9 protein-coding genes and 1 tRNA gene are annotated in these 12,358 nt (G+C 62.8%); 8 read left to right on the top strand and 2 right to left on the bottom strand.

Annotated features, from left to right (window positions below; translation table 11 throughout):
* The first annotated feature begins 33 nt into the window (after positions 1–33).
* The 7 genes from ASH00_RS10125 to ASH00_RS10095 all read left to right on the top strand — a co-directional run bounded on the left by ASH00_RS10125 (position 34) and on the right by ASH00_RS10095 (position 9,476).
* Positions 34–115, top strand: a tRNA-Leu gene (locus ASH00_RS10125).
* A 248-nt stretch (positions 116–363) separates the two neighbouring features.
* On the top strand, positions 364–1,056 hold the full coding sequence (locus ASH00_RS10120) for a fasciclin domain-containing protein (RefSeq protein WP_056548173.1): 693 nt from the start codon (positions 364–366) through the stop codon (positions 1,054–1,056).
* A 243-nt stretch (positions 1,057–1,299) separates the two neighbouring features.
* Positions 1,300–3,024, top strand: a complete 1,725-nt coding sequence (locus ASH00_RS10115; RefSeq protein ID WP_200954789.1) for an ABC transporter substrate-binding protein — start codon at positions 1,300–1,302, stop codon at positions 3,022–3,024.
* A 150-nt stretch (positions 3,025–3,174) separates the two neighbouring features.
* Positions 3,175–4,671, top strand: coding sequence for a malate:quinone oxidoreductase (locus ASH00_RS10110; protein WP_082566044.1), 1,497 nt, complete (start codon positions 3,175–3,177; stop codon positions 4,669–4,671).
* A 44-nt stretch (positions 4,672–4,715) separates the two neighbouring features.
* A complete protein-coding gene (locus ASH00_RS10105; RefSeq protein WP_082566043.1) occupies positions 4,716–7,886 on the top strand; it encodes an efflux RND transporter permease subunit in 3,171 nt (1,056 codons plus the stop codon).
* 35 nt (positions 7,887–7,921) lie between these two features.
* Positions 7,922–9,004 (top strand): LLM class flavin-dependent oxidoreductase, encoded by a 1,083-nt coding sequence (locus tag ASH00_RS10100; protein ID WP_056548171.1) that lies wholly within the window; start codon positions 7,922–7,924, stop codon positions 9,002–9,004.
* Positions 8,997–9,476: a MarR family winged helix-turn-helix transcriptional regulator gene (locus ASH00_RS10095; protein ID WP_056548170.1), complete on the top strand. Its 480-nt coding sequence runs from the start codon at positions 8,997–8,999 to the stop codon at positions 9,474–9,476. Before ASH00_RS10100 ends, ASH00_RS10095 begins: the two co-directional genes overlap by 8 nt.
* An 80-nt stretch (positions 9,477–9,556) precedes the next feature.
* On the opposite strand, the gene ASH00_RS10090 is transcribed toward ASH00_RS10095, so the two are convergent.
* Positions 9,557–10,360, bottom strand: coding sequence for a transglutaminase-like domain-containing protein (locus ASH00_RS10090; RefSeq protein WP_056548168.1), 804 nt, complete (start codon positions 10,358–10,360; stop codon positions 9,557–9,559).
* A gap of 91 nt (positions 10,361–10,451) precedes the next feature.
* Between ASH00_RS10090 and ASH00_RS10085 the strand changes: the two genes are divergently transcribed.
* Complete coding sequence (locus ASH00_RS10085) at positions 10,452–11,387, top strand: oxidoreductase (RefSeq protein WP_056548166.1); 936 nt, start codon at positions 10,452–10,454, stop codon at positions 11,385–11,387.
* 187 nt (positions 11,388–11,574) lie between these two features.
* Here the strand turns inward: ASH00_RS10085 and ASH00_RS10080 are convergent, their stop codons facing one another.
* Positions 11,575–12,357: a hypothetical protein gene (locus ASH00_RS10080; protein ID WP_056548165.1), complete on the bottom strand. Its 783-nt coding sequence runs from the start codon at positions 12,355–12,357 to the stop codon at positions 11,575–11,577.
* Position 12,358 lies beyond the last annotated feature (1 nt).

Here is a 12,358-nt window from a genome sequence, read left to right as displayed (position 1 = left end):
CGCCGGATGGCTTCGGCCGGTCGGCACGACCACGCGCGAGTGGCGAAATTGGCAGACGCGCTGGATTTAGGTTCCAGTGTCTTCGGACGTGGGGGTTCGAGTCCCCCCTTGCGCACTACTAGCTGGAGACGTAATCGGCGTCGATCATTCAGGCCCTCAGGCTTCCCGCCTGGGGGCCCGGCTCGTTAAGCCCCAAGGCGAAATCACGGCCCGAGCCGCTGTCAACAACTTTTTTTCAGCACTCACCCATCCACCTTCATCGCTCAGCCGAATGACCCGTGAGACATCGACACGATGTGTTCGTCCGGAAATTAGACCATCGCGTTTTGCCGTGGGGGTCGGAATGAATGAAGGAGAAATGAAATGGAACTTCTCAAGCGCAGGAATCTCTCCGTATTCGGTGTCGCAGCTGTAGCCATGTTCGGCTTGGCAGCCTGTGGTGGTGGCGATGAAGCAGCCACCAGTGATTCGGAGACCACCGAATCAACCACGACTGAATCCTCAGCACCCGAGATGACCGAGGAAATGACCGAAGAGGCCATGGACCCCGCCGCCAACCTGGTGGGCCCGGGCTGCGAAGGTTACGCGGAGCAGGTGCCCGACGGCGACGGCTCGGTAGCCGGCATGGCTCAGGATCCGGTAGCGACCGCTGCTTCGAACAACCCGTTGCTTACTCAGCTGACCGCCGCTGTGTCAGGTGGCATCAACCCTGATGTCGATCTGGTTGACACCCTCAACGGATCTGAAGCGCTGACCGTCTTCGCGCCGGTTGACGACGCTTTCGAAGCGCTCGATGCAGCAACCGTCGAGGCGCTGCAGACGGACGCAGACCTCCTCTCCGGCATCCTGACCTACCACGTCGTTGAGGGCCAGCTGGCTCCCGATGAGGTTGCCGGAACACATACCACGCTCAATGGTGCCGAACTGACGGTCGAAGGCGAGGGTGACTCCATCACCGTCGGCGAAGAGGGCGCAGCGGTCATCTGCGGTGGCGTTCAGACCGCCAACGCAACGGTCTACCTGATCGACTCCATCCTGATGCCCCCGAGCGAGTAGTCAGTCCCGGGTAACAGGCACGGCAGTCCAGGCGAGCAATCGTCTGACAAAGACTCCTTGATTCGACTCCTCTAATCTGGATCAGGGACACGGTGGGTATCTGCAGTTCGATGCAGATACCCACCGTTTTTGTGTGTCGGGCGTCGTACGATGCACCGCGATCAGCTTCCATTCAGTCTCGTGACCTAAACTGGAAATTCCGCCCGCAGTCGTGCCCTATTGCACGCGCGCCCCGAGGAGACCATGCCAGCCAGCCCAACGCACCGCCGTCGTAAGCTGTCGGGACCGTTCCTGCGTGCGCTGGCGGGAGCAGCAGTGCTTGGCCTGACCGCGTGCACTGCAGCCACGCCGGTACCAACAACGACGACGGCGGCCGCCACCAGTGCGGAGCCGGCGGCTCCAGTTGGCGATACCACCACCGCAACGTTCACGTTCGGCACTGCCGCGGCGCCTACCGGCCTTGATCCGGCTCTTGTTGCAGACACTGAGTCCTACCGAATCACCCGGCAGATGTTGGAAGGTCTCGTCGGAATCGACCCGCTGACCTCAGAACCGGCGCCGCTCCTGGCCACGTCATGGGAGGAACGGGACGAGGGCCGCGCCTACGCCTTCGATCTGCGCCAGGACGTTGTCTTCCACGATGGCGAACCGTTCAACGCCGCAGCGGTCTGCGCAAACTTCGAGCGCTGGTACACCATGCCTCCCGAAACCCGAGTACTGGACGCCACCATCGCGTTCAAGTCCGTGTTTAAAGCCTTCTCTGATGAACCTGAGGAATCCGTCTACGATTCGTGTCAGCCGCTCGGAGAACACACCGTGCTCATCCGGCTGACCGGTCGCCTCACGTCCTTCATTCCCGCCCTTGCTTTGCCTGCCTTCGGAATGGCCTCGCCGAAAGCGCTCGACGAGCTCAACGCGAACCAGCTGACTGTTGAACGAAATGGCAGGCAACTATCGGAGTTCGCGCTCAGTCCGGTCGGAACGGGTCCGTTCACGTTCACCCGTTGGTCCGGGGATGAAGTGACCTTGAGCGCTTTTGAGGGTTACTGGGGCACGGCGGGTGAAATTCAGACTGTCACTTTCCGTACCATTCCGAACACAGCTGCCCGGTTGCGTGCGCTGCTGAGCGAGGAAATCGACGGATACGACCTCGTGACCGTGGAAAACGCCGCCGAGCTCGCCCGGGAGGGCCAGCAGATCCTGCAACGCGATCCATATTCGGTCCTGTACCTCGGGATGAACCAGGATTTTCCCGGCGTCGACGATGTGCTGTTCCGGCAGGCAGTAGCCCACGCGATCGACAAAGATGCACTCATCGAGGGCCGCTTCCTGGCCGGCACCAGCCCGGCCAACCAGTTCATTCCGCCGAAGCTCGGGGTGACCAATGAAGAGATCACCGATTACGAGTACGATCCTGAGCTGGCGAAAAAACTGCTGGACGAGGCCGGGTACAGCGGTGAGCCGCTCCCCTTCCACTATCCCCGCAACGTCTCCCGTCCCTATCTCTCCTCACCGGAGAAGGTGTACGCCGAGCTGAGCCGTCAGCTCACGGCCGCCGGATTCAATCTTCAGCCCGTCCCGACCGAATGGGCCGACGGCTATATCGAGACCGTCCAGAATGACGACAACCGTGCGTTCCACCTGCTCGGGTGGAGTGGGAGCTACCAGGATCCCGACAATTTCGTGGGCGCCCTGTTCGGCAGCTACAGCGAAGAATTCGCTTTCCGTGACAACCAGCTCTTCAGCAAGATTGCCAGGGCAGTCACCCTGCCCAACGGTGAGGAGCGTGTTGCCGCGTACCAGGAGATAAGTGAGAGCATCGCCGTTGACATTCCTGCCGTTCCACTCGCCTTTCCCATCTCGGCCGCAGTGGTGTCTCCGCGTGTGCTCAGTTACCCCGTGAGCCCGGTCATGCACGAGGTTTTCAACAGCATTGACCTCGCTGATGTTGAACAACCGGTCCCCTGAACCGAGAACTGATTCGGCACCTTGCCAGCAGGTGAATTCGGCGGAGCCCTGGGACGAGGATCACTGCGCCGTGCGGCATTCGGATTTACGGAACGTCTCTGCCAGAGGCTACGCTTCTAGGGCTAGCGCCCTTGCTATTGGAGACCCATCGTGACTGCTGACAGCCAGGCGGGAAAGCCCGCGAATCACACTGACGTCGTTCTTATCGGCGGCGGAATCATGAGCGCCACCCTGGGTGCGTTCCTCAAGCAACTGCAGCCGGACTGGAGCATCACTCTGTTCGAGCGGCTTGACCGCGCTGGGCTCGAGAGCTCCGACCCCTGGAACAACGCGGGGACCGGCCACGCCGCCCTATGCGAGCTTAACTACTCGCCGGCAGGCAAGGACGGCTCCGTAGACCCGTCCAAAGCCATCGCCATCAACGAGCAGTTCCAGATCTCCAGGCAGTTCTGGGCGCATATGGTCTCGAACGGCCACCTCGGCGATCCGGGCGGCTTCATCAACGCCGTTCCGCACATGAGCTTCGTCTGGGGTGAACCAAATGTGGAGTATCTCCGTCGGCGTTATGAGGCACTCCGCACGCAACCACTCTTCAAAACCATTGAGTTCGCCACTGAGCACTCGGAGATTGCGGAGTGGACTCCGCTCATCATGGAGGGCCGCAGTCCTGGTCAGCCCGTCGCAGCATCACGGGTAACCGGCGGTACGGACGTCGATTTCGGATCACTTACCCGCGGTCTCACAAGCTACCTCGGCGAAAATGACGTTGACCTGCGCTACGGCCATGACGTCACCAATCTTTCGAAGACCTCGCAGAACCGCTGGGATGTCACCGTTCGCAACCGCGCAACCGGGCAAGCGCACACCGTCAACACGCGGTTCGTCTTCATCGGAGCCGGTGGCGGTGCGCTGCATCTGCTGCAGAAGAGCGGCATCCCCGAAGGCCGCGGTTTTGCCGGATTCCCGGTCTCCGGACAGTTCCTGCGCTGCACCAACCCGAAGACCGTGACACGGCACAACGCCAAGGTGTACGGGCAGGCGTCGGTCGGTGCCCCGCCCATGTCCGTGCCGCACCTCGACACCCGCTACGTCAATGGCGAACGTTCGCTCTTGTTTGGCCCCTACGCCGGTTTTTCAACCAAGTTCCTCAAGCGCGGATCACTGCTGGACCTGCCAACGTCTATCCGCCCGTCCAACCTCCTGCCCATGCTGGCGGTAGGCAAGGACAATATCCCGTTGACCAAATACCTGATCAGCGAGGTGCTCAAGAAGCGTGAGGCGAAAAATGAGTACCTCAACGAGTTCCTGCCCGCAGCTGATGGCAACCGGTGGGAACTGATCAGCGCCGGGCAACGTGTACAGGTCATCAAGAAGGCACCCGGGAAGGGCGGCGTTCTGCAGTTCGGCACGGAAGTCATCACTTCCGCTGACGGCACTGTCGGTGCCCTGCTGGGAGCATCTCCGGGGGCGTCGACTGCGGCGCCGATCATGCTAGAGCTCATGCGTCGTTGCTTCCCCGGCCAGCTTGCTGACTGGGAGCCTAAATTGAAGGAAATGATCCCCGGCTACGGCACGAAGCTCAATGAGAATGAGTCGCTTGCCGATGACATCCAGTCAATGACTGACAGGGTCCTGGGACTCAACTAGACCGCGGTGCCGCCAGGACTGGATGCCCGCAGAAGGCAGAACCGATGTTCCGTTTGGCGCAGCTATCCCTGGCGAACCGCGCACTGATTGCCCTCATCACCGTGTGTGCGGCGGTGTTTGGTGTGATCGCCATGGGTTCCCTGAAGCAGGAGCTCATCCCCTCGCTGGAGTTCCCGCAGATCACTGTGGTTTCCTCATTGCCGGGTGCCGGGCCGGAGTACCTGGACAAGCAGGTCAGCGAACCTTTGGAAAGTGCCCTCAGCGGTGTCGAAGGCCTTGAATCGTCCTCCACGACGTCGCGCAACGGCGTTTCCACCGTCAGCTTGATGTTCGCCTACGGTACGGATCTGGACCGCGCCCGAGGGCAGGTGGACCGCGCCATCTCGACCGTACGTTCTGCCCTGCCGGACGACGTTGAGCCGCAGTCGTTGGCCGGAAGCATCAACGACCTCCCCGTTGTCTTCATGGCCGTGTCCTCAGACCGCTCCCTGAGCGAACTGGGCGAGGAACTGACGAGGCTCACGGTGCCGCGGCTTCAAAAGGTAGAGGGTGTCCGCAGCGCCGAGATCACCGGCGGTGCCGAACAGCACATCTCCATCCTTCCCCGCCAGGAAGATCTCGCTGCACAGGGACTATCCACCGGCGACATCATCGACGCGCTCGAAAACAACGGCGAGCTGTTTCCCATCGGCACCCTCGAGGAGGGCGAACGTTCCCTTACGATCCAGGCGGGCAGTCCCGTGCAGTCGCTGGACGACATCCGCGCCCTGCCGATCCTGCCGCCGGAAGCCAGTACAGGCGCCACCGACCCGGCAACAATCGGGGAGGTTGCGGAGGTTTCGATAGCCGACGACGACGCCACGTCCATCACACGTACCAACGGCACCGAAACACTGGCGCTCACGGTAACGAAGGTTCCGTCCGCAGATACCGTGACTCTCTCCAATGCGGTGACTGCCCTGATCCCCGAGCTTGAGGCTGAACTGGGCGACGGCGCGAATATCACGGTGATCTTCGACCAAGCGCCCTTCATCGAGCGTTCCATCGCCGACCTCACAACCGAGGGGCTGCTGGGGCTGGGCTTCGCCGTCGTCGTTATTCTGGTCTTCCTTCTCTCCGCGCGGTCAACGCTGGTGACCGCAGTGTCCATTCCGCTGTCGCTGCTGATCACGTTCATCGGGTTGTGGGCTACCGGCTACTCGCTCAATATCCTGACGCTCGGTGCGCTAACTATTGCGATCGGCCGGGTCGTCGATGACTCGATCGTGGTCATTGAGAACATCAAGCGTCACCTCAGTTACGGCGAGGACAAACGCTCGGCCATCCTCACCGCCATCCGCGAGGTTGCCGGCGCCATTACAGCTTCCACGCTGACCACGGTGGCGGTTTTTGCCCCGATCGCCTTTGTCGGGGATCTGGCGGGTGAACTGTTCCGGCCGTTTGCGTTGACCGTCACGATTGCGCTCCTGGCGTCCCTGGCTGTGTCGCTGACAATCGTCCCGGTGCTGGCCTACTGGTTCCTGCCGCGGACGCGGATCGCAGCCGATCAGGCAGACCCGGCCCCGGCTGCGACTGCTGCGGCGGAGCAGCGGCACCGCGCTGAGGAAAAGGAGCAGCGGTCCTGGCTCCAGCGGGGGTACCTTCCCATCCTCCGGATAACCCAACACCATCCGGTGTGGACTGTGGTGGCCGGAGCGCTAGTGCTTGCCGGAACAGTGGCGCTGGTTCCCTTCATGCAGACCAATCTCCTGGGCAACACCGGCCAGAACAGTTTCAGCGTCATCCAGCGCCAGCAGCCGGGGTCAAGTCTTGAGAACACCGTTGCCGAAGCGGGGCGCGTGGAGGAAGCGCTGGCCGGTTTCGAGGAAATCCGTGACGTGCAGGTCACGGTCGGGAACGCAGCGGGGGCAGTCGGAGCCCGTTTTTCCGCCGGCGCTTCCACCGCGCAGTTCACCGTGACTACCGAGGAGGACGCGGACCAGCAGCAGCTGCAGAACGAGGTTCGCTCCGCGCTGAACGAGCTTGAGGGAGCGGGCGAGATCTCGCTGTCCAACCAGCAGGGTGGATTGGGGACGTCGAGCACGGTGGACATCGATATCACTGCTCCCGAACCGGACGTCCTCGCTGAGGCAAGCGAGGCCGTCGTCGCCGCCATGCAGGGGGTGCCGGGAGCTCGCGATGTGACGTCGAACCTCGCCGCCGCCCAGCCGCAGATCCAGGTGAGCGTGGACCGGAACGCGGCGGTGGAGGCAGGACTGACCGAGGGCCAGATCGGCGCGCTGTTGGGCGGCAGCATCAGCGCCGTTCCGGGAGGCACCGTCCGGCTCGATGCCACGGATTACCCCATCCTGATCGGTGAGGGAACGGAAATCACCAGCCTGGACCAACTCCGCGATCTCTCGTTGCCGACGCCGGCCGGGCCAATCCCGCTGACGGATGTCGCCACGGTGGAAGAGGTCCAGGTTCCGCTGACGATCACCAGTTCAAACGGCGAACGGACAGCGCAGGTTTCCATTACGCCGTCCCAGGACAATCTGGGCGCACTGACGGCGTCCGTCACTGAGCGGCTGGACGCCGTCACGCTGCCAGCCGGGGCCACTGCCACGCTGGGCGGTGCCTCCGAGCAGCAGGCGGATTCCTTCGGCCAGCTCTTCCTCGCGCTCTGGGCGGCGGTGGCGATTGTGTACGTCATCATGGTGGCAACGTTCAAGAGCCTTATCCAACCGCTCATCCTCCTGGTCTCGGTTCCCTTCGCGGCTACCGGTGCTATCGCGCTGCTCGTTCTCACCGGAATTCCGCTCGGGCTACCCTCGCTGATCGGTATGCTGATGTTGGTCGGCATCGTTGTAACGAACGCGATCGTGCTCATTGACCTGATCAACCAGTACCGTCGGCCGCAGAATGGTTTGCCAGGGCTCAGTGTTGCCGATGCAGTCACCCGCGGGTCCAGGCAACGCCTTCGTCCCATCCTGATGACGGCCCTTGCAACGGTCTTCGCCCTAACCCCGATGGCCCTCGGTCTGACCGGAGAAGGCGGGTTCATCTCCCAACCGCTTGCCGTCGTCGTCGTTGGTGGTCTTGTCTCTTCGACGCTGTTGACCCTGGTACTGGTTCCGGTGCTCTACCGCCTCATCGAAGGCCGGCGGGAGCGGAGTGCTGAGGTGGGTCGTGAACGGGAACAAATCCCCGAGCCTGCTGGTTACGGAGTACAGTAGATGCAAATGCATGTACTTCTAGGAGGAGGAATCCCATGCAGATCGGTATCTTCAGCGTCGGGGACGTAACGGTTGATCCCACCACGGGCAAAGCACCGAGCGAACACGAGCGCATCAAGGCCATGGTGACCATCGCCAAGCACGCCGAAGACGTCGGCATGGATGTCTTCGCGACCGGCGAGCACCACAACCGGCCCTTTGTCCCCAGCTCCCCCACCACCATGCTTGGCTATGTGGCAGCGCAGACGTCGCGGATCATCCTCTCCACTTCGACCACGCTGATCACCACCAATGACCCGGTCAAGATCGCCGAAGATTACGCGATGCTGCAGCACCTCGCCGATGGTCGGGTGGACCTGATCCTGGGACGCGGCAACACGGCGCCCGTCTACCCCTGGTTCGGCAAAAATCCGCAGGACAGCGTGGACCTCACCGTTGAGAACTACCATCTGCTGCGCCGGCTCTGGGACGAAGATGTGGTCACCTGGGAGGGCAAGCACCGAACCCCTCTGCATAACTTCACCTCCACACCGCGGCCGCTCGACGGCGTTGCACCCTTCGTCTGGCACGGCACCATCCGCACACCGCAGGTCGCGGAGATCGCCGCCTACTACGGCGACGGTTACTTCGCAAACAACATCTTCTGGCCGAAGGAGCACTACCAGCAGCTGATCTCGCTCTACCGCGAGCGGTACGCCCATTACGGCCATGGCACACCTGAGCAGGCAATTGTCGGGCTCGGCGGACAGTTCTTCATCCGGCCGAAGTCACAGGACGCCGTCAATGACTTCCGCCCCTACTTCGACAATGCGCCGGTCTACGGGCACGGGCCGTCGCTGGAGGACTTCACCTCGCAGACACCGCTGACCGTCGGTAGCCCGCAGGAGCTGATCGACAAGACGCTCTCCTTCCGGGAATTCTTCGGGGATTACCAGCGTCAGCTGTTCCTCGTTGACCATGCGGGGCTTCCACTCAAAACCGTCCTGGAGCAACTCGACCTGTTCGGCTCCGACGTACTGCCCACTCTGCGCAAGGAATTTGCCGAACGCACGCCGGCTTCGATACCCGCTCCCCCGACATTCGAAAACCGGCTGGCTGCGGTGTCTGCCCATGCCTGAGTCTCCGGCAACACCGCTGCGCCTCACCGCCGACGCGTGGGAATCCCTCTTCCGGGCGCAGGTGGCGGTGATGCGCAGGCTTCGGCGCGATCCGTCCTTTCAGACGCTCGCCATCGGCGAGTATGACGTCCTTTTCAACCTCAGCCGCTGTCCCACCGGCTGGACACGGCTCAACGAGCTCAACAGCCATCTGTTGATCAGCCAGCCGAGCCTCAGCCGGATGGCTGAGCGACTTGAGCACAAAGGCCTGGTCCAGCGCAGACAGGCGCCGGATGACCAGCGCGGTGTGCTGCTGTCACTTACCGACGAAGGCCGCCGGCTGCAGCGCGAGATCGGTTCGGCGCACGTGCGCGGCATCCACGCCCTGCTCGGCCCGCTCCTGAACGAAGAGGAAATGGAACAGCTCTTGATCCTGACCACAAAGCTCCGCGCGGGCCTTGAGCACGACGACGGCGCTCACCGGCCGGACTGAGCGCCACTTGTGGTCGGCTTCGTCGGTTTCCGCTCGCTTCGCTCCGCTTTCGGCTGGCTGAATAGCCGGCCACTCGTGCGCTAGCCGAGCTGGACCGGCGAGGTGCCGTCGTCGTCGTGCAGGGTATCTGCCACAGCGGTGACCTGCAGCGTGTCCAGGGTGAGGCTCCCGCCGACCGTGGAGAGAAACGCGGTGTCCGAGGCGTCCCGTCCGGTTGCAATGCGCAGCAGGTTGGTCCGAGGAGCGAGCCCTGTTGCGTCGACGACATGCCACGCTTCGTCCACCCACGCTTCAACCACGGCATGGAAGTCCATCGGATTCAGGCCCGGAGCATAAACAGACACCAGGCGCGCGGGTACGTCCTTGGCACGCAGCAGCGCGATCACCAGATGGGCGTAGTCGCGGCAAACTCCTCTGCGGTCAAGCAGTGTCTGCGTGGCACCGTCGGTTGGCCGGGATGATCCCGAGACATAACTGATGTTGCCGCTTACCCAGGCGCGCACAGCGGCCAGCAGCTCGCTGCCCTGCAGGTTTCCGAACAGACTGTACGACGTCGGCAGCAACCGGTCGGATTCACAATATCGGCTTGGGCGGACGTACCGGATGAGGTCGGCGTCGTCCTTCTCCGGCGCGGCGGCTGAACCCCTCACCTCCGCCCGGTAGGTCAGTTCGAGCGCCGACGGCTGCTCGAGGGTGAGCGTGTGGAGGATACCGCCATGGCTGTCCTGGACGGACGTGGGCGCTACCGGCTCACCGTTGGCCGTGACCTCTAGGACTTCGTTCACCGCTGAATACCCGGAGTTTCGCGCCACCGCGACGGAAAAGGCCATTGAGGTGTTGGCCCGGGTAGTGGCGGTGAGGCGAGCCGTGACTGATCGATTCATTCCGGTAGCTCCTGGCGGATGTCGATGAGCGGTGAACGGTGCCGGTCTGAAACACTGGCTGTAACACGGTACGACGAGAAAGGCGCCCCTGGTGAATCGCTCTACCACTGACAGCTCCGCAAACCACCGACTGGACGGCCTGACCGCCGTTGTGACCGGCGCCAACAGCGGGTTGGGGCTACAGACAGTCATCGATTTGGCCCAGCGCGGGGCGTCAGTGGTTCTGGCGTGCCGCAGCGAGGAACGCGGAGCGGCCGCGCTGGAGCGGGCGCGCATTGCCTCAGGCAGCGGGTCACTGACGCTGCGGCAGCTCGATCTCGGAAACCTGGAGTCGGTACGTTCGTTCGCTCGAGACTGGACCGGCCCGCTGGACCTCCTGGTCAACAATGCCGGAGTCATGGCCACACCATTGAAGCGCACGGTTGATGGTTTTGAGCAGCAGTTCGGCATCAATCATCTGGGGCACTTCGCACTGACCGGCCTGCTGTTGGACTTCCTGCGGCAGTCTCCGTCCGCGAGGGTTGTGACGGTCTCTTCCCTGGCCCACAAGCGCGGGCGCATCAATTTTTCCGATCTGAATTCCGATGCCCGGTACCGTGCCTGGAAGGCCTATAACCAGAGCAAGCTCGCGAACCTCATGTTCACCATGGAACTCGACCGGCGGGTAAGGGCGGCCGGTTGGCCGCTGATCGCCGTTGCCGCCCACCCGGGTCTGTCAACGACCAACCTGACGGCCGGGATGCGCGGAGCAGCCGTGCTCGATCTCATGGGCGGATTCTTCCGGATCATGGGCCAGTCGGATGTGGACGGCGCACAGCCTATCCTTCTTGCAGCAACCGGCCCGCACGTTCATGGTGGTGACTACTACGGCCCGGATGGACCGGGCGAAACCCGCGGGAACGCCGTGCTGGTAGCTCCGGCTCCGTCAGTCCTCGACGAGGGTGTTGCTGCGAAGCTCTGGGCGGCGAGTGAAGAGCTGACCGGTGTGACGTATGCGGGCTTCCTGCCGCCTGATCCCTGCCCTTGAATCGAACGCGATAGTAAGCATACTGTTGATTCTGATTCTACCGTCCACTTCGAACGAAAGGGACCTCCGGGGCATCCCCGACGAAGAGTATGAATCCCCCGCTGACGTGAGCAAGGCCGTCTCGGAGTAGGTCGCGCTCGCAGAGCTTCACGTTAACGGAGCTTCCAGGTGAGGAAGCGGCGCCAGGTCAGCTCGCAACCTGGAGGGACATGATCATCCGCCGGATCCGGTCGAAGTCCTCCTGATCGAATCGCTTCTGGGCGTCAGCGATGGTCGCAAAGGATTCCGTCCGCGAGCCGACCTGCGTCGGATCCAGTGCCTGGAGCTGGACAGCGTCGCCGAAGGCGTACAGGCCGATGTGCTCCGGTCCCTGCACTGTGTTGTTCAGGACACACGCCGCTCCATCCGCTCCGCCCACCATGTCCGTAATCCCATACGAGCTGAAGAACCGGTAGCCCTGGATGAGCCGCACAACAAAGCGCGGCTCGATCGAGCCCTCTGCCTCTGCTGTCGACGGAACATCAACCGGCTCGCTGGTCAGAACGATGTACGGGTTCGCTGCCTCCTCGCCGCATTCCTCGGAGGGCGGGATGATTCGGGTGTGCAGCTCTGCCATGCTGGCGCCCTCCGCGTTGGACACGTCGAAGTGCAGACCTCCCTCGTCATACCCCTCACCCGGATCTTCGATCGGCTCCACCGTCCAGTCCTCGGGCACCTCGAAACTGACAAGTCTCTGTTCGTCGGTGAATGCGGTCCATCCATCCCCCGGCGCCGCCCGTTCAGGGAGCATGGGAAGCGCAACGGGAGTAGGGCTGGCGCTTGCCGAAGCCGGAGCATCAGTCGTTGCACTTGCAGCGGGACTGGCAGGCGGCCGGTCGCCGACAACGAAGTCGTCACAGCCGGTGATGGTGGCTGCGATGGCGAGAATCAGCACAGCCCCCAGCGCACGGGACCCGACGGTGCGTTTCATA

It is taken from the genome of Arthrobacter sp. Soil782 (assembly GCF_001428435.1).
Lineage (GTDB): Bacteria > Actinomycetota > Actinomycetes > Actinomycetales > Micrococcaceae > Arthrobacter_D > Arthrobacter_D parietis.
Note: the sequence above shows the minus strand (reverse complement) of the source record. Positions and strands in the feature narration are given on the sequence as shown.

What these genes read in the sequence shown, in the direction of transcription:
- ASH00_RS10120 (WP_056548173.1), top strand. Translation starts at nt 364, where the DNA reads ATGGAACTTCTCAAGCGCAGGAATCTCTCCGTATTCGGTGTCGCAGCT.
- ASH00_RS10115 (WP_200954789.1), top strand. Translation starts at nt 1,300, where the DNA reads ATGCCAGCCAGCCCAACGCACCGCCGTCGTAAGCTGTCGGGACCGTTC.
- ASH00_RS10105 (WP_082566043.1), top strand. Translation starts at nt 4,716, where the DNA reads ATGTTCCGTTTGGCGCAGCTATCCCTGGCGAACCGCGCACTGATTGCC.
- ASH00_RS10100 (WP_056548171.1), top strand. Translation starts at nt 7,922, where the DNA reads ATGCAGATCGGTATCTTCAGCGTCGGGGACGTAACGGTTGATCCCACC.
- ASH00_RS10095 (WP_056548170.1), top strand. Translation starts at nt 8,997, where the DNA reads ATGCCTGAGTCTCCGGCAACACCGCTGCGCCTCACCGCCGACGCGTGG.
- ASH00_RS10090 (WP_056548168.1), bottom strand. Translation starts at nt 10,360, where the DNA reads ATGAATCGATCAGTCACGGCTCGCCTCACCGCCACTACCCGGGCCAAC.
- ASH00_RS10080 (WP_056548165.1), bottom strand. Translation starts at nt 12,357, where the DNA reads ATGAAACGCACCGTCGGGTCCCGTGCGCTGGGGGCTGTGCTGATTCTC.